The 18,768-nt window shown below is 39.6% G+C and carries 14 protein-coding genes and 1 tRNA gene; 3 read left to right on the forward strand and 12 right to left on the reverse strand.

All coding sequences use genetic code 11. The features are described 5' to 3' along the window. Positions 1 to 438: 438 nt before the first annotated feature. Positions 439 to 939, reverse strand: coding sequence for a GNAT family N-acetyltransferase (locus E7274_RS01425; RefSeq protein ID WP_304173103.1), 501 nt, complete (start codon positions 937 to 939; stop codon positions 439 to 441). Between the two features lie 240 nt (positions 940 to 1,179). Between E7274_RS01425 and E7274_RS01430 the strand changes: the two genes are divergently transcribed. After that, on the forward strand, positions 1,180 to 1,980 hold the full coding sequence (locus E7274_RS01430) for a hypothetical protein (protein ID WP_304173105.1): 801 nt from the start codon (positions 1,180 to 1,182) through the stop codon (positions 1,978 to 1,980). 312 nt (positions 1,981 to 2,292) lie between these two features. Here E7274_RS01430 and metA read toward each other — a convergent pair whose 3' ends face one another. From metA to E7274_RS01465, 7 genes are all read right to left on the reverse strand, one after another. Then, entirely contained in the window at positions 2,293 to 3,216 is a 924-nt protein-coding gene (metA, locus tag E7274_RS01435) for a homoserine O-acetyltransferase MetA (RefSeq protein WP_044937751.1), read from the reverse strand. A 68-nt stretch (positions 3,217 to 3,284) separates the two neighbouring features. Next, positions 3,285 to 4,964, reverse strand: coding sequence for a GGDEF domain-containing protein (locus tag E7274_RS01440; protein ID WP_304173108.1), 1,680 nt, complete (start codon positions 4,962 to 4,964; stop codon positions 3,285 to 3,287). After that, entirely contained in the window at positions 4,957 to 6,672 is a 1,716-nt protein-coding gene (locus tag E7274_RS01445; protein WP_304173110.1) for a GGDEF domain-containing protein, read from the reverse strand. Before E7274_RS01445 ends, E7274_RS01440 begins: the two co-directional genes overlap by 8 nt. Positions 6,673 to 6,724: 52 nt before the next feature. Further along, positions 6,725 to 8,728: an NAD-dependent DNA ligase LigA gene (ligA, locus tag E7274_RS01450; protein WP_304173112.1), complete on the reverse strand. Its 2,004-nt coding sequence runs from the start codon at positions 8,726 to 8,728 to the stop codon at positions 6,725 to 6,727. An 18-nt stretch (positions 8,729 to 8,746) separates the two neighbouring features. Further along, entirely contained in the window at positions 8,747 to 9,481 is a 735-nt protein-coding gene (locus tag E7274_RS01455; RefSeq protein ID WP_304173302.1) for a pseudouridine synthase, read from the reverse strand. Between the two features lie 62 nt (positions 9,482 to 9,543). Further along, positions 9,544 to 10,809, reverse strand: a complete 1,266-nt coding sequence (locus tag E7274_RS01460) for an SH3 domain-containing protein (protein WP_304173114.1) — start codon at positions 10,807 to 10,809, stop codon at positions 9,544 to 9,546. 35 nt (positions 10,810 to 10,844) lie between these two features. Further along, positions 10,845 to 10,918 (reverse strand) — tRNA-Arg (locus tag E7274_RS01465). A 128-nt stretch (positions 10,919 to 11,046) separates the two neighbouring features. On the opposite strand from E7274_RS01465, the gene E7274_RS01470 reads away from it, so the two are divergent. Together E7274_RS01470 and E7274_RS01475 are read left to right on the forward strand one after the other, a co-directional pair. Then, complete coding sequence (locus E7274_RS01470; RefSeq protein WP_304173116.1) at positions 11,047 to 11,901, forward strand: shikimate dehydrogenase; 855 nt, start codon at positions 11,047 to 11,049, stop codon at positions 11,899 to 11,901. A 24-nt stretch (positions 11,902 to 11,925) separates the two neighbouring features. After that, the gene (locus E7274_RS01475; RefSeq protein WP_044937738.1) at positions 11,926 to 12,957 is read left to right on the forward strand and encodes a 3-deoxy-7-phosphoheptulonate synthase; all 1,032 of its coding nucleotides are present in this window, start codon (positions 11,926 to 11,928) and stop codon (positions 12,955 to 12,957) included. A gap of 41 nt (positions 12,958 to 12,998) precedes the next feature. On the opposite strand, the gene E7274_RS01480 is transcribed toward E7274_RS01475, so the two are convergent. From E7274_RS01480 to rny, 4 genes are all read right to left on the reverse strand, one after another. Further along, complete coding sequence (locus E7274_RS01480) at positions 12,999 to 15,128, reverse strand: DUF2339 domain-containing protein (RefSeq protein ID WP_304173118.1); 2,130 nt, start codon at positions 15,126 to 15,128, stop codon at positions 12,999 to 13,001. Positions 15,129 to 15,360: 232 nt separating this feature from the next. After that, positions 15,361 to 16,416 carry a cell envelope integrity protein TolA gene (locus E7274_RS01485; RefSeq protein ID WP_304173120.1) on the reverse strand — a complete coding sequence of 352 codons (1,056 nt, stop codon included), beginning with the start codon at positions 16,414 to 16,416 and terminating at the stop codon, positions 15,361 to 15,363. A 56-nt stretch (positions 16,417 to 16,472) separates the two neighbouring features. Further along, complete coding sequence (locus E7274_RS01490; RefSeq protein WP_090393752.1) at positions 16,473 to 17,012, reverse strand: NUDIX hydrolase; 540 nt, start codon at positions 17,010 to 17,012, stop codon at positions 16,473 to 16,475. Positions 17,013 to 17,160: 148 nt separating this feature from the next. After that, entirely contained in the window at positions 17,161 to 18,699 is a 1,539-nt protein-coding gene (rny, locus tag E7274_RS01495; protein WP_044937730.1) for a ribonuclease Y, read from the reverse strand. Between the last annotated feature and the right edge of the window lie 69 nt (positions 18,700 to 18,768).

Consider the following 18,768-nt stretch of genomic DNA (forward strand, 5'->3'; position numbering starts at 1 on the left):
ACCTGTTATTATTGGAAACGCCTGATAATAGACAAAAGAAAACCGTGACAAAAGCCACGGTTAAAAATCATTTTATTTAATAATTCCAAAAACCGAGGTCTTCATACTATATTCAATTAAATCCATATTCTTTAATACACTCATCAATGAATACCTCGCTTTCTTTTTTATTTTTATAAGTTCTAGGGACATTATTGCACATACAATTTTACTTTGCAATAAAAATTATAGATTGTGTACTCACTGAGTTCACTTTTTGCGGTGGTACGCTAATACAACATTATAGCTTCTTGTTATTTAAATATTTTATTTTCCATTTCTGCATAGTGAGACCATGTAAGAATTTTTCTATTCTTATCTATTGTTGCATATTCACTAGATTGTGGGGTTGCTGTCCCCACAATCTCAGTATTCATGCATTTTCCCATCTCTCGTCCTTTATATAAACAACTCCATATCCACACAATTCCAGATGCCGATTGGCATCTTGAACTCTCTTCTTGCATACGACCTAAACCCTGTCGCTTCATAACAATGCCTTGCGCTCTCATTATTCTCGAATACGCCCAGGTCAATTCTTGTGGCGGTCATATTTTCCTTTACATACTCTATTCCAAGCTTGAGCAGCTCTTTTCCGTATCCCTTTCCCCGAAACTCAGGACTCACAATTACAAAACCAAATCGAACAGAACTGTCATCGTCATCTCTCGGATACCTTATGATGAAATGTCCAATAATATCCTCATTATCATCCACTGCAGTGAGAGGAATGAATCTCCCCGTTTCAAGCTGAGAGGCATAATTATCATTAATATCTTCGCCTGAAAGCAGATACTTATTAAATCTGTCAGCAGACCATTTGTATAATTCCTCCTCCGATCTGAGCCACCCGGCTATTATCTGAGCATCTTCTTTTTTGAAATCTCTCAATATCATCATTATCTACTCTCCATCCTCCTGAATTTATTTTATTAAATATTTGCGAAATAAACAATGCGGGGGCATTTGCAGCCTGCGATGAGACCTTTGCAGCAATATGTAAAGTAACTATAATAATCTACATATATCATAATTTGGTTCTTGATTAAGCATAAATCTTGTTATATATTTTTGTTGTTTTTCAAATGCTCATTCGAGTGATAACTCCCTGATTTTACTATTAATTTAGAAAGGATATTAATGAACAAAACTTCATCACAGGAGCAAAGAATTGACGATTTAAAATCTGAGCTGGCTAAAATTACCAAGGAACTTTCAAAAGCCCCTAATGGGTCACTTAATGCGGTTAAAACTTCAAATGGTTTCAAATATTTTCAAATAGAAAAGAACCATGGAACTGTAAAAAGAACCTACATCAAAAAAGAAAAGATTGCATTAGCAACTGCCCTTGCCAAGAAGCGATATAACAAGGTTCGCAAAAAAGAAATTGAAAATGAGATAGCATCAATTAAACTAAAATTAGATAGAACTCCAAAAATCTCTTCAACAGATTTACTCTATAACATTCCAGGCTATAGTAATCTTCTTCAGGCCTCGCTAAATCCCAATTACATAAAGCAGCAGAAATGGCTATCACAACCTTATATACATAATGACAAACACCAGGAAACACTTCGATTTAAAACATCTGCTGGAATTACCGTAAGATCTAAATCAGAGACGCTTATAGTTCGTGGATTATCAGATTATAATATTCCATTTAAATATGAATGTGGGCTCGAGATTAATGGAACTATATATTTCCCAGATTTTACAATATATAAAGCTTCTGAAGACATTGAATTAATCTGGGAACACTTTGGAATGATGGACAATACTGAATATCGATTCAATGCAATGAACAAACTTAATAGTTATATCAATAAAGGCTATGTTCCAGGCCATAATCTGATATGTACCTTTGAAACTATTAATTCACCACTTACCGAAGATATTATTAAAAGAACCATTGAAGCTTACCTGCTGGACAAAAAGGTATAACCATCTATCATTATTGCTCTTAGTTATACCTCTTTGACTTCAATACAATGTCTCATTGCTCACTATAAGGTATAACCTCACATAAATTCCCACTCTAGTTATACCTTTTTGACTTCAATCCAATGTCTCATTGCCCACTATAAGGTATAACCCTCCATAAATTCCTAAGCCGGTTATACCTTTTTGACGTCATATTAGTTCCTCATAAATAATAAAAGGGTATAACTACCTCCCATATCAGCCCAAGATTATACCTTCAAAGAAAAAAAGTGCCAAGACCAAAAGGCCGCGGCACTTAAATCAACTCAATCTTTATTTCTCACTAATCTTATTCCACTCATAAGGGGTATTCTGATATACGTAATAATTGAGCCAGTTCGAATACAAGATATTACCGTGGCTTCGCCACTGAAGCAGTGGCTTCTGCTCTGGGTCGTCGTCTGGGTAGTAGTTTTCAGGCATTGCGATTTCAAGGCCTTTGCCTAAATCGCGCTTGTATTCGCTGTCCAGTGTGTAGCGGTCGTACTCTGGGTGGCCCATCACAAAAATGTTGCTTCCATCCTTGGACATGCACAGGAATACTCCGGCTTCCTCGCCCTTTGCACACACTACCAAATCCTCGCATGCTTCAATATCCTCTGTGCGCACGCCTGTGTGGCGGCTGTGTGGTGCATAGAAAACATCGTCAAATCCACGTACAAGTGGAATCTTACGATTCAAAACTCGGTGTGGGAACACGCCAAATTTCTTTTCGTCCAAATCGTATTTATCGATACCGTATCTGTAGTAAAGCCCAGCCTGGCATCCCCAGCACAAATGCAGAGTGGATGTCACATGAGTCTTTGTCCACTCAAAGATTTTGCACATCTCATCCCAGTATTCCACCTCTTCAAAAGGCATCTGCTCCAGTGGCGCCCCTGTGATGATAAGTCCATCGAAATATCTGTCGTACACATCTTCTATCTTTTCATAGAAGTTGTTTAAATGAGTCTTGCTTGTGTTCTTGCTTTCATGGCTTCCCACAGTCAGGAAAGTCACATCCACCTGCAAAGGTGTGTTTGAAAGAGAACGTAACAACTGAAGCTCTGTGGCTTCTTTTAATGGCATCAGATTAAGAATCCCAATACTGATAGGTCTGATGTCCTGGTGGGTAGATCGATTTTCGTCCATGACGAAAATATTCTCATGCTCAAGTATTGCCTTTGCAGGTAAATCGTTTTGTGTTCTGATTGGCATACCTATTATTCTCCTCTGTTATTATTAAAAAATCCTTCTCAATTTATAATTTCTAATAATAACACAACCTACCTTCTTGTGCCATGCATCAATTGTTTATTCTTGTACATTCTTTCATCTGCAAGCAGATATACCGCATTGGCATCCTTGCCCTCGCATTCGTGGCGATACGCATATCCGATAGCAGCACTTCGATTGATGATTGGGTCCTTTTCGTTGAGAGTCGCAAGTTCATGCTTCATTCTATCTATCAAATAATCCACCTGTAACATGCTTTCTCCGGTAAGAATGACTACGAACTCATCTCCACCAATTCTGGCAATGAAGCCTTCGTTTCCAAAGCAATTCCCCAGCGCACCACCAAATTCAAAGAGATACTTATCTCCCATTAAATGTCCCTGATTGTCGTTTATTTCCTTCAAGCCATTTAAATCAATGCTGACGATACAATAGTCATCCTCTTTCTCTGATAATGACTTAATGTATTTCTCATACTTTGATCTATTAGCTATACCTGTAAGCTCGTCGGCATATGCCAAATGCGCCAAAGATTCGTATTCTTTCTTTCTGGCAATTGACTCTGAAATGAAAATATTGTAATTCACCAAAGTAGCAAATACCATGCTAATGGCCCCAAGAGGCACAGCTTTCTTCGACAGCATTATCTGCTTTGAATATCCCAGCACTTCCATGTAATAGAAGAAAATATTAAAGATAAAGGATATGGCCAGCATAGCCTGTCCCATAATCTGTATGTACTGTGTCTGTGTTATCAGATTTGAGCCTGCATCCTTGACTAGAATCATTACAAACATGAATACAATCAGAACCATGGCGTCTATCTGATAAATAAACAGATATTGATTAATATGAGCAATACCTGCAAAATGCAATCCTATCAAAACCAAAGGAATGATTGCTCCGATTGTTAAGAAGAACTGGAACAAAGTCTTATGAAGGTAATTTCTCATAGACCCCATTACCAAATACATCAGTGGTACAACCATGTACAAAGAAATGTATTCTATCTCTGTCTGATGACCATTTGTCTCCACAAACAAATCCAAAAGTCTGAACTGGCTCAAAAGCCATATTCCCAGGGCAATAAACACAAGTGACGAATACATCTGCATGTTTATCTCAGGCATATCACTTCTGAATCCCAAACCTATAGCAAAAAACATAAGTCCAAATATGACAAGAAAGGCCGCCGACATAAAAATAAATATATTTTTATAAATGCTATATAAAAGCAATGTATAATAGCCTGCCAATGCCGGAGCTTCAAAATAGTTGTAGGCTCCATCCTCAGTAACCAGCAGTGAAATGGAAATATCCACTGGCCTATCTGTGTTTGGAAGATTTACGAAATTATTCTCACATCCTATAAATTTTCCAGCCTTATAGGAATCCATAAATCCACGATCAATTTCAATGGTGCTGGTGTATAGAATCCACGCGCTAAATCGGGATTCAAACATAATGGTAGGTGTCTCAAAGTCATTCGCCTCCACGCTAGGATGCACCATATGTATCACATCCCCTTTGTGAGCCCCGTCACCAATTATTTTTCTTAAATCTGACAATGCCACATTTTCATATACGGTGTCATTGTAGTAAACTCTCCACCCCTCATCCAGCACAACGACGCTGTCGTAATTATGAGGCTTCAAGAAGAAATGGCCCACCGTCATCAACATCAAAAATGTTGCCATGGCTATGCTTAGACATAAAATCTTTTTACCCATGGTGAGCCTCCTTCATCTTATACATGCGCTGGTCTGCAAGATAAAATACATCCTGATATCTGCCACTCTTCACCTCGTGATTAAATGCAAATCCTGCTGATGCCGAAAGTGTGAATTCATCATTTGCACTATTAAACTCAGCCATCTCCCGATTCATTTCATCTATGCACTTTTTGCATAACAGCTCATTAGAGCTTTGGAATACAACGAGGAATTCATCACCGCCAGTTCTGGCTATTATGCCTGCAGGCTTGAAGGATTTTTTCAGGATATTGGCAAATGTTTTAAGCATCCTATCACCAGCCACATGGCCCATATTGTCATTAACGTACTTTAGTCGATCCAAATCGATACTTACTATTCCATAGTTTCCTCGCAGAGTGCTATAAAACTCACTTAGGGCCGCTCTATTCATCAGTCCTGTAAGAGCATCTGTATAGGCCAAGCCTTCCAATTGTCTCTTGATGCGATTTGCACTGATGTGATTAACGCTGTTCATGAAGTAGTAGATAAAATGACACATGATGAAAAACAGCATGCCCAGCTCAAGGAAATTAATAGTAGTAAATAGTCCTGTATGGGAAATATACACACTTTCATTGACCTTAACGCTAGGCTTAGTTCCGATTTCAATAAGTGACATTACCATCATTATTATGAAACCGATAAACAGATATATTTCAGCGTCCATTCCTACGCTTATATCACTATCCGCGTGTTTTCTTCTGTAAACTACCAGGTTTTTAATAAGAGATGGCAGAATTATAAACATTTCGATAATATCAAGTACACCCACAAAATTTAAAAAATGGTTAACATGTACAATGTTAGTGATATGCAAAATCCATATAACAATAGGGAAAATTATATTAACAGCAGCAATTACACGTATCTTATTTTGAATATTATGACTATGAATAGAATAAATCAGCATACTGAATCCCAAAGGAATCAAGTAAAAGGAAGTATACTCTACCATAGAGAAAAACATCGCTCGATTGCCTATAAAACAAAAGATGTCATTTCTGGCAAATATATATACCCCTAGCAAATTTGCAAAAATTGCTCCTACCAGAATTTCGATATCATTCTTTCTTGTGAGCAGCAAATAAACCCACAATGCAAAAATAATGCAGGAATACATCACAAGAAAGGCCCCAATGAAAATAGATATTCTGTGGTGACTGTAAAATGTTTTTATTAAATCGCTCTTTTGACCGTAAAAAACAGGCATAAGCCTTCTGATAGAATTATTCTCGGTGAAGGTATACACCATAATAAGCTTATGAACTCCTGGTCTTGTATTAAGAGTCACAATATTATACTTCTTTGGCACAAAGCTTCCTGTTTTCAAATACTCTCTGCCGTATGTATAAATCAGTTCGTCATCTAAATACACATCCACTGTGTTTAGCTTGCTGAGAAACATAAGGGTTGTCCCTGTGTTTTCAACTGTAATTTCGTTTGAAGTAATTATTGTTTCACCTTGTTTACTATCGCCTATGAAGTAATCGCCTAAGTTTATATCACGCTGAACTTCAACCCCACGAAAAACAGACCAGCCTTCATCGATAGGACTGATCTTAGATTCTGAATTCACTGTGAATCTAGAGCTTCCAAATACTAAAAGCACTACTGTTACGAATGCTATTAGAAGTGGAAGCACCAGGTATTTTTTCAAATCATTAATACGGGATAAATCAAACATACACACATTATAATATCCACATGTGTCTAATTTATAGAAAAATGGTTACCATTTAACTATTTAACATGGAAAGTAATTCTTCCTCACTTATAACATTTACCCCCAAAGCATTGGCTTTATCAAGCTTGCTGCCTGCGGCCTCGCCTGCCAATACATAATTAGTCTTTTTAGAAACAGAGCCAGAGCACTTTCCTCCGTTGAGTTCGATAAGCTCCTGAGCTTCTTTTCTGCCCATAGTAGGCAAAGTACCAGTGATAACAAATGTAAGCCCTGCAAACTTATCACTTGCACCTTCCTTTTCCTCTTCTACCATGTTTACACCGGCTGCCTTCAAGCGATTAATAATATCGATATTCACATCATCGTGAAGATAATCATAGATAGAATTAGCGCTAATTTCACCGATATCGTTAACCTGAATAAGCTCCTCTACTGTAAGGCTCATAATCTTTTCAATGTCCTTAAACTGGGAAAGAAGGGCCTTTGCGGCTGCCTTTCCAACATTAGGAATTCCAAAGCCTGTAAACAGTCTGTATGCATCATTGCTCTTTGCAGCCTCGATTGCACCAAGAAGCTTATCTGTGTTCTTTTCCTTGCCGATGATTCCCTTTTCAATAAGCTCTTCTCTCTTCTCCTTTAGAGAGAATACATCTGCAATATCCTTTATATATTCCTGGCTGACAAGGTCCTCAATATAAATCTCGCCAAATCCCTTGATATCCATAGCATCTCTTGATACGAAATTGATGATGTGGCGAACCAACTGAGCTGGGCAGCTTGGGTTCAAACACTTCATATCAGCTGTATCCGCATCCCTTGAAACAGGACCACCGCATACAGGGCACACATTAGGAATCTTGTAAGTAACTGTGCCTTCTGGACGCTTAGAATGAACCACTTCCTTTATCTTTGGAATGATTTCACCGGATTTGTAAACTACTATCGTATCTCCGATACCGATATCCAAATCATCGATGAAGTCCTGATTGTGAAGAGTGGCACGGCTAACTGTTGTACCGCATAAACGAATAGGTTCAAAAATAGCTGTAGGGTTAACACGGCCTGTTCTACCAACTGAAAGCTCTACATCTAGAAGCTTTGTCTCCTTTTCCTCTGGTGGGTACTTGTAGGCGATATGGCCGTTAGTGTATTTAGCACTAGTAGAGAAATCATTACGGTAAGAAACCTGATCAATCTTTACAACTGCACCATCAATATCGAATGGAAACTGTCCTCTCAGCTCACCAATTTCATCAATTACAGCAAGAACTTCCTCTGCTGTTTCGCACTTCTTATGGAAGACAGTGGCAACACCTGCCTTTTCAAGTATATCCATGCCTTCACAATGGCTCTTTGTAAGCTCCTCTGGGCCCTGCTGTACGTTGAATACAAACATCTTTAATCCACGTTCCTTGGTGATGTTTGCATCAAGCTGACGAAGTGTACCAGCAGCCAAATTACGTGGGTTAGCTGCAAGTTTTCCACCATTAAGCTCCTGAGTGGCATTGAATCTGTCAAAATCCTCATGAGACATATAAACCTCGCCGCGAAGCTGAAGGCTATCATATGGCAAATCAAGATACTGATTAACATCCGGGATAACTAACGCATTTGCGGTAACATCCTCACCGATAAGTCCATCACCACGAGTTTCACCCATCTTGAGCTTTAGCTTGCCCTTTGAATCCTTTTCATAGCGAAGTGTCATGCTAAGGCCGTCGATTTTAGCCTCAACACTAAACTTAGCATCAGGATGAACAGCCTTTACCTTTGCAATCCAGGCAGTAACATCAGCCTTGTCAAAAACATCCTCAATAGAAAGCATTGGCACATCGTGAGTAACCTTTACGCCTGCTTCACGCATGGCAACGCCACCAATCTTCTGAGAAGGTGAATCAGGTGTCACCCACTCAGGATGCTCTGCCTCTGCCGCCTTTAGCTTTTGCATCAGCTGATCATAATCATAATCGCTGATTTCTGGCTCGTTCTGATTGTAGTATCTATCCATGTGATAATCGATTTCGTCGATTAGTTTCTTGTATTCATTTAATTCCATTATTCTACCCCTTTTACCTTAGTTTCTAGAGCCCTCAAGCATTTTATAGAGAACCTTTAGCTCTGCCTCTGTCACATCCCTGTAGGTGTCCTCCTGCAGATTCTTTAGCTCGATATTCATAATGCGGACTCTTTTCAGGCTTCGTACTCTAAAGCCAAGCATCTGACACATACGGCGAATCTGACGATTCAATCCCTGAGTCAAAACAATTTTAAATGTCCTTTTGGAAAGCTTTTCAACATGGCACTTTCTGGTGGTCACCTCAAGCTCATCCAAATATACGCCAGCAGACATTTTATTAATAAAATCACTGTCTATGTCTTTATCAACAGTGACAATATATTCCTTTTCATGAGCATTAGCCGCTCGCATAATTTTGTTAACCAAATCACCCTGATTAGTAAGCAGAATCAGGCCATTGCTATCCTTGTCCAATCGACCAATAGGATAAATGCGCTCTGGATAGTTGATATGGTCGATGATGTTGTTCTTCTCTCGCTTTTCCGCTGTACATACAATCCCTACAGGCTTGTTGTAAGCGATAAGAACCGGCCTTTTATCAGCATTTGAAACCGGCTTGCCATCGAACAGCACTTCATCGCTCTGGCTCACTCGCATGCCCATTTCAGCAGGCTTGCCATTTACCAAAACACGGCCTTCCTCTATGGCCTTGTCTGCGGCTCTTCTACTACAAACTCCGGCATCGCTTAAATATTTATTTAATCTAATACTCTCTTCCAAGTATGCCTCCATAATACAATGGAGACCAAAAAACTTGGTCTCCATTAAAATTAATCATTAAACATTAATCTGAATTACTCTTGTAAAAGGTCTGTTCTGATGTAGCCTTCCTTGTTGCCGTACTTAACCTTTGTCCAGCCCTCGGCATAACTCATAACAACCTCAACTTCTTCTCCTGAATAAGCAACTGCAACCTTTGATGCAGATGAATCCATTGCTGAACGGATATTTACTGTAGAAGTAAGAGTGATTGTATCACCAGCTGTAAGTGCTGCAGCGGTTGTTGTCTCTTCCTCTTCTGTGTCTTCTGTAGATTCTTCCTCTGTAGAATCACCAACATTAACTGCATCCTTTGTGATGTATGCCTTTGTTCCGTTGTAATCAAACTGGTAGAAGTCTCCCTCTTCACCGTAGATAGTGATTTCAGTACCACTTTCAAGAGAACCAAGCTTGTCGCTGCTAGCATCTGCTGCTGAGCGAACGTTTGCCTTTGCATTTGTAGTGCCTGTGTAAGAGTTTGCTTCCTCCTCAGCTTCTGCTGCTGCCTGTTCCTCAGCCTCTGCAGCTGCTGCCGCTTCTTCCTCTGCCTTTGTAGCTTCCTCAGCTGCTGCCGCTACCTCAGCATTGTAATCTGTGTTCCACTGGATGATAGCTGCTGGCAATGTATCTGACATAAGTGCTGAAAGATTTTCATCACTTTCAAGTGCTGACTCGTATGCCTCATCAACCTCTGCCTTTAAATCAAGCAAATCCTGCTGACGAATGTAAACTGCAATAAGATCAGAGATTTCTGTATCCATCTCGTAAATGTTGTTGTTCTGGTTGAATGAGCCGTAAATGTTGTTGATGTAAAGCTTTCCATCTTCGTTTGTTTCAACATAGAAGAAATCAAGGCCAGGAGCTGCTGTATCGATGTCGTTGTACTTGAGCTCAACCTCTGTAGTTACGAGATAAGAATTATCTGTGAGGCCTGGCTTTGTGTAAATCTGAATATCGTTGAAGCTCTCGATGTACTGGCTATAGAAAGCAATGTAGCTGATTTCCTGATCACTAACAGGTGTTGCAAGAGTGGTAAGTGTGTCTGTATCGCCCTCTGCGTATGCTGTGTAGTAATTATTAATAAGAGTAGTCAGCTCTGAATTGTTATTCTTTTTGAAGCTCTTATAAACTCCCGATGTGGATTTGCTATCACCACCGCTGCTGCTAGTTCCAAGGAAAAGAACAAGCGCCATGACGATGAAAATTCCACCTGCTAAAAAGTATCTTTTATAATTAATGATAAAATCCTTTGAAATCTCAATTATATTTTTAAGTTTTGTTTTTAAATCTTGTAAGTTCATGTGCCCTCCATGCTGCAAATAGTTTGCCGAACAACTGTAGACGGCCGGATTCGAACCGGCGGTCTTCGGAGTCGGAGTCCGATGCGTTATCCAGCTACGCTACGCCTACGTATTTACTTGCCGATTTATTTTAACACAACTTACAAACTAAATACACCTTTCGACAAAAATTTATGTACTTTAGTTAATAAAAGTGATAAAGTATATGAAAAATCTTACACAAGGAGGTAACTGTATATGAATCCTACAGGTTCAACTAATTTAATTTGTTTACTCGGCAGTCCAGTTTCACACAGCATCTCACCGGCGATGCATAATACAGCCTTTGATGCTTTAGGGCTTGATTTTTCATATATGGCCTTTGATGTAAGTAAGGAAGATTTACCTACAGCTGTTGAAGGTTTGAAAAAAATCAACTGCTGTAATTTCAATCTGACAATGCCTTTAAAAACTGCTATCATCCCACTTTTGGATGAAATCGATGAGGCAGCTGAACTTGCTCAATCAGTAAACACCTGCGTTTGTCAGGATGGCAAATTAGTAGGCTACACCACAGATGGCATTGGCTTTCTTCAATCTATGAAGGATTGTGGAATCAAATACAGCGGTACTACTATCACGATTCTTGGTGCCGGGGGCGCTGCCACTTCTATCATCACACAGGCAGCCATGGAAGGTGTGGAAAAGATTAATATCTTCAAAAGAAAAAACGCATCTTTCCAGAAGGTTGTAGATTTTGCTGATAGACTTACAAAATCTACTAACTGCGATCTTTTTGTTTACGACATGGAAGACATGGATATTCTCAACTTTTCTCTTCAAGAAAGTGATATCCTTATAAATAGTACAAATGTTGGTATGGGCGACGACGACCGTTCCCTTGTTCCAAAGGAGTTTTTACATCCTAGCCTTACAGTTTGCGATGTAATTTATCATCCAGCTGAAACCAGACTTTTAAAGGATGCAAAAGCCTGCGGCTGCAAGACAATGAACGGCAAATACATGCTTCTATATCAAGGGGCTGCTGCCTTTAAGCTTTGGACTGGCAAGGATATGCCAATCGACTTAATTAAAGAGACATGTTTTGACTAAAATCTATAGAAGTGAGGGAAAATAATGAGTTTCAATTATCTTAAGAAAATGCCTACTCCAGAGGAAATCAAGGAGATGCTTCCTGTTCCACCAAAGGTTCAGGAAATCAAGAAGCAGCGTGACAAAGAAGTGGCCGACATCATCACTGGAAAAGACGACCGTTTTCTCTGCATAATTGGTCCATGCTCTGCTGACAATGAGGATGCAGTTTGTGAATACATCGAAAAGCTTGCACGAGTTGCTGAGGATATTAAAGATAGGGTTTTGGTAGTTCCTAGAATCTACACCAACAAGCCACGTACCACAGGCAGCGGCTACAAGGGAATCGCTTCTCAGCCTGACCCAAATGAAGCTCCTGATATGGTGGCCGGCCTTATCGCCATGAGAAAGATGCATATCCGTGCCATGACAGAATCAGAGCTCACTCCTGCTGATGAGATGCTCTACCCTGAAAACTGGGGCTATGTAGATGACCTTCTATCCTACGTAGCAATCGGCGCCCGCTCAGTTGAGGATCAGCATCATCGTCTTACTGTTTCAGGCTTCGACGTAGCATCAGGTATGAAAAATCCTACATCTGGTGATTTCTCTGTAATGCTTAATTCCGTATATGCGGCCCAGCATCCACATCACTTCACATTCTCAGGATACGAAGTAACCACCACAGGAAATCCACTGGCCCACACCATCCTTCGCGGTGCCGTATCAAAGCACGGCAATAGCGTGCAGAACTATCACTACGAAGACCTAATCAGACTTCACAACATGTACGAAAAGATGGATCTTGTTAATCCTGCATGTATCATCGATGCCAACCACTCAAATTCAAACAAGCAGTACAAAGAGCAGATTCGTATCGTGAAGGAAGTAATGCACAATCGAAATCATTCGGAAGATATCAAGAATCTTGTTAAGGGTGTCATGATAGAAAGCTACCTCATCGAAGGTTGCCAGCCTATCTCCGACCACCAGACATACGGCCAGTCAATCACAGACCCTTGCCTTGGTTGGGAAGACACACGTCATCTTCTTTATACAATTGCAGAACGTAACTAAAACAAAAAACTCAAGTCAGATTAATCCGACTTGAGTTTTCTTTATTGAATCTCTTGCTTATCTAGTCTGTTGTAAATATAACTGATTCCAAAGCAAAGGAATCCGCAAATCAAAAATCCTACTGCTCTAAGCAACAAATCCTCATAGTTCACATCAATCAACACAAGCTTCACAATACTTGCAATTGAAAGCACCAGGCCGTACAGTCTCATGGACTTGTACTTCATCCTAAATCCCAGGATAATCGATGCCAGCGCTATCACAAGGAATGCCACGCTTAGCATGATGCCATATGATTCATATGCAATCAAAAACATCAGGCATACATAGGTATACTTGAAAGCAACATATGCTCCTGCCCATGTGTAATTTTCCAGCAGGCTCTTTACATTGATTGATACCAATGCAGTAATCAATAAACCGTAGAGAATTGCAAATGGCGATTTTGTAAATATCATCATTTCGGTTGTGTAGAATACAACCAGGAAGACATTAACAATATAGAACATGATATTGCAAGTCTTTTCATATGACACTTTAATAGCTGCAAATTTCTTTTTGTAGGCAAATATCTGCAGCGCTGTCATGATAATGCAGAACAATTCAAATGATCCAGAGATTTTATGAATATCATTGATTAAATGGATTGTATATGCAAGCATTCCTATAATCCACAGGTAAAGCACATTATCATAAACCACATTAACATGCTCTTCTTTCTCGGTAATTCTCTCTGCTACTGCAAATGCAAGCATTGTAACAACCAATATCAGTCCAAATATCGAATTATCAAAATCAGCCGCAATAATCAATATAATCATTGTTAGGCTGTAGAATCTGGCAACCAAATTGCGCTTGAATCTAGAGTAAACACATGCTCCTATCTCTATCAATACTGCAAGAATTCCGCCTATTACAGATATGGATTCATGATCACAAACCACCATGTTGAAGTTTGCAATAAAAATAAATAATGCAAAAATAATTTCCGCTGTGTATGTAGCAATCTTTGCAGCTTCAAGCTTAACGAATCTATCAACAACAAAAAAATCGATAAGCGCAATTGTAAGTATTAATAAATCTCCAATCCTTTCAGATTCAAGATTGCCAATGTATCCATTTAATGAATAGATCAACAAAAATTCCATTGGGAATAGTGTAAGGATTGTCTGAACTACAAAGGTAATGGTATGCTTTTCGTTTTCCAAAAATAAAATCTGCACCAGTGATGAATACATAATTACCACAAGTGTGAATACTAGTATTATTATGTCCACTGTGTTTACTTCATTGCCACCAAATCCATAGACACCTGCCAGATATTTGATTGTAACTAACGTAAAAGCGATAATCGTTCCGCACCATGTGGAGAATGAACTCCAGTAGTTCTTAACCAATAGGTCATTTATAAAAAATGACACTTCCGCAAGAACAAGCATCACTAGCACTACCAGGCATTCATCCAAGGTGTGCATCTGAATTGCGCTAAATACTGCAGCTACAAATATTCCTGTCTGGCCGATTATGGTAAATACGAATGACTTCTTTCTACCAAGGAAACACAACGCTGCCGCCCATAATACAAGCAGCACATATAGTGCAACGATGTTAATTGCTTCAAAGTAACCATAGGTCACAAACAGTGAAACAAAAACAGCACCTGTTCCACATCCTGTCAGAGACGTATTCCACTTGTTTACGCCCTTCTTTTTAGCATTCAGCTCTCCCGCTACTATAAAGGCTCCGCTGAAAATAAACATTGCCGCGATCTTCACAGCATCTCCCAACACTGGAATAATCCAAACAGCAAACATAACTATGGCTATGAATATAAGCAGCGATGCGCCAATAGCCATACCATATTTTCCAATAAATGACTCCATGCTCTGCTTGCTGACCTGTGACCTTGCCTGTGTCCTTGCCTGCTGTGGCTGATAGTACTGCTGTGCTGGCTGTGGGGCCGGCTGTGAGTATTGCTGCTGCGCATACTGTGGGGCCGACTGTACTGGCGGAATGTACTGATTGTAGTACTGGCCTGGGTGGCTGTCCCGCATGATTGGCTGAGGTTGTGGCTGTGGCTTTACTGCTACAGTACTCTTCAGCTCCTTCACTTCAGCTTCAAGCCTCTGGACTCTGTCTTCCAGCTCCTGAATTCTTTGTAAATCTTCCATTTTGCTCCCTCTTAAAATTATATTTTTATTCTTGCATTTAATTATCTGATATAGTAATATTTTTTCAGACAATGGTGTCAAAATAGAGTCCCTAAGCGGGGATTCTATTTTGGCACCATTTTTTCATATTCTGATTTGCTTGCCCACTTCAGAAATGAAAATGGCGTATACCTATTTGCTTGCCCACTTAGGTATGCGCCAGTTTTTTTATATAAACATCTCCCCTAAGAAGCTATCCTACTGCTTTCACATATGCTTTATAATAAAGCTTTCTTACACTTACAGGCATGGCTTTGCTGTTAATTGGCAGCAATTCTACCAAGCTATCAAACTCATAGCCACCCATCATGCCCATCACCTTGTCATTAATATCTTCTGAATCGATAACTTGTCTAAACTTATTGCTGTATTCACCTATAGCTGCATATATTGCAATAGAGTTTATGAGCTTGCCAAACACAGAATGCGCAAGCACGCCTTCAATCGACGCTGCCTCTTCTATTCGAACCCACTTTAGTCTAAAGACATAAAGCTTATCCTGGTAGCTTACAATATAACTAGTCTTTAGACGAGCCAGAGTTCCTATTGCTCCAAAGAACATAAGAAGCCCTGTCCAAAAGAAAACAACCATCAAAAACAGCATAAAATAGAACATACCACTGTATGTTGAGCCAGCATAGCTGGTGTATTCAACACCAAACACCACTGTTCCAACCATAAGCGCAAATCCAAAGATAATCCTAAGATAATACCAAAGATACATTTTTCTTGTAGAGAATAGTTCCAACTTATCGCTATAGTGCTTTGCCACATAATTTGTAAACTCAGGCTTCTTGCCACGCTGGGCATTCTTCTTTTCGATTTCTGCTTCCTTGTGAAGTTTTTCCTGATACTTAGTAGCACGTTCTTCTGCAAGAATAGCTCGTTTCTCACGATTCCTAGCATCAATTTCATGCTGCTTTTCTAAGGCTTTTTTCTCCCTGGCTTCTCTAATGTCAGCAATCTTTTCTGATTTTTCCAGATTTCTTTCAATATCAATTTCATTAGGAAGTAGCTTAATACGCAGCTTGAATGCACACCAGATTGTAATCAATCCTATGACTGATATTACGCTATAAATACCTATCGTAAATGCGAAGTAATTGTTATTCCAAAGTCCCCATTTTACATATAAATAAGTCAGCACAGTATTGTAAACTCCGAATAAAACAATTCCCACTCCAAGCAATCCTACTAAAAATATAACAACTCGGTGAACTCCAGCTTTATTCTCATCTCTTTCATCCATATAGTTTCTCCCATGTAAAACTTAAGAAAGCAAATGTGCTTCCTTAAATATAATATCTAGTTCATTTTCGCTGCGTAGGCCATGATAGCTGCAACAGTCTTTGCATCCTGGAGCTTGCCTGAATAGCACATAACAAGAAGGTCTTCCAAATCATAAAGCTCTATTTCAATATCTTCTGCTTCATCCAAATGCTGCTCTCCAATTTCTTTCAAATCTGTAGCCAAATAAACATCAATAAATTCATCGCAGAATGCTACTGTAGATTTAAGTGATAAGAGCTTTTCAAGCTTTCCTGCTCTGAATCCTGTCTCCTCCTCAAGCTCTCTGGCTGCGCAAATGCTGGTATCTTCATCTACTGAATCACGCTTTCCAGCTGGCACCTCAAGTGTGAATCTATCAAGTGCGTTTCTGTACTGGCGCACCATGATGATTTTGCCGCTAGGATGAACAGCCAATACGCAAGCTGCTCCCATTCTGTGGCTGACAAAATCCCATTTTTCTTCCTTTCCATTAGGAAGCCTAACAGTATCCTCGTAAATATCCAGGATTGCCCCCTTATGTACTAGCTCTCTCTTTACTCTTTCAATTTTCTCCATAATCATTCTCCTTGTATTCTATTCTCCCTTTCGCATTTCAGCATAGTAGTATTTTAATACTTTATATAGATTAAATCAACCCCCTAATTTAATGATTTTTCTAAAAATGGGTTCAAAAAAAGCGGGTGGATATCCACCCGCTAAGTTTTTACTTTGCGTAGTCTGTAACTCGTGATTCACGAATTACGTTAACCTTAATCTGTCCAGGATATTCGAGCTGTGATTCAATCTGCTTTGAAATATCCCTCGCCATGATGACCATATCGGCATCTGTAACCTGTTCAGGAACCACCATGATACGAATCTCTCTACCTGCTTGAATAGCAAAAGACTTTTCAACACCCTTAAAGCTGTTAGAAATTTCTTCAAGTTCTTTTAATCTGTTTGTGTATGTCTCCATAGCCTCGCGTCTTGCACCTGGACGAGCTGCACTAATTGTATCAGCTGCCTGTACAATACAAGCTATAAGAGTTTCTGGCTCTACATCGCCATGATGTGCCTCAACAGCATTGATAACTGTCTGAGACTCTTTGTACTTGCGGCAAAGATCTGCACCGAGCTGTACGTGAGTACCCTCCTGCTCTCTATCTACTGCCTTTCCAATATCATGCAACAAACCTGCACGCTTTGCCACTCTAACATCAAGACCAAGCTCTGCAGCAAGTAATCCTGATAACTGAGCAACCTCAATTGAATGCTTTAATACATTCTGACCGTAGCTGGTTCTAAATTTCATCTTTCCAAGAAGTCTAAGAAGCTCTGGGTGAATACCCTGAACACCAACCTCAAGTGCAGCTGCATCGCCTTCCTCGCGGATTTGCTGTTCTACTTCTTTCTTAGCCTTTTCTACTGTCTCCTCAATTCTAGCTGGATGAATACGTCCGTCTACAATGAGCTTCTCCAAAGCAATACGTGCAATCTCACGTCTTACTGGATCAAATGCAGATAAGATAACTGCTTCTGGTGTATCATCAATAATTAACTCTACGCCAGTCATAGTTTCAAGAGTACGAATGTTTCGACCCTCTCTACCAATGATTCTTCCCTTCATCTCATCATTAGGAAGCTGTACTACTGAAATAGTAGTCTCTGCAACATGATCTGCTGAGCACTTCTGAATAGCACTAACTACTATCTCACGTGCCTTTTTATCAGCCTCATCCTTTGCCTGAGCTAAGCTTTCCTTAATAAGTTTTGCTGCGTCTAATTTGACATCTTCTTCTACAGATTTTAAAAGTTGTTCTTTTGCTTGTTCGGAGGTAAGTCCTGAGATTCTCTCTAGTTCCTGCACACGCTGCTGATTAAGCTTTGCAACTTCCTCACGCTGCTTGTTAAGCTGTTGTTCCTGACGAGCAAATTCAGCTTCACGTTTTTCAACTGCATCGAGCTTTTTATCAAGGTTATCTTCTTTCTGAGATAATCTGTGCTCACTTCTCTGAATTTCTGCTCGGCGCTCACGGATTTCTTTATCGAGATCGTTCTTCTGTCTCATGGCATCTTCCTTTGCCTCGAGCATAGCCTCTCTCTTTTTAGCCTCCGCATTCTTAACTGCCTCATCAATGATTTCACGAGCCTTCTCCTCTGCAGAACCAATCTTGTTTCTGCCCTGTGTCTCATGAATCTTGTTTGAAACAGCAAGAGTGATAACAACTGCAACAACGGCAACGACAAGTGCAACAATAATCATCGTTACTGCGTTCACAGGAGCACCTCCTTATTTAATTTTCTAATTGGAATATAAAATAAAAGCTATAAT

The sequence above is a fragment of the Pseudobutyrivibrio ruminis genome (assembly GCF_015057245.1).
GTDB lineage: Bacteria > Bacillota > Clostridia > Lachnospirales > Lachnospiraceae > Pseudobutyrivibrio > Pseudobutyrivibrio ruminis_E.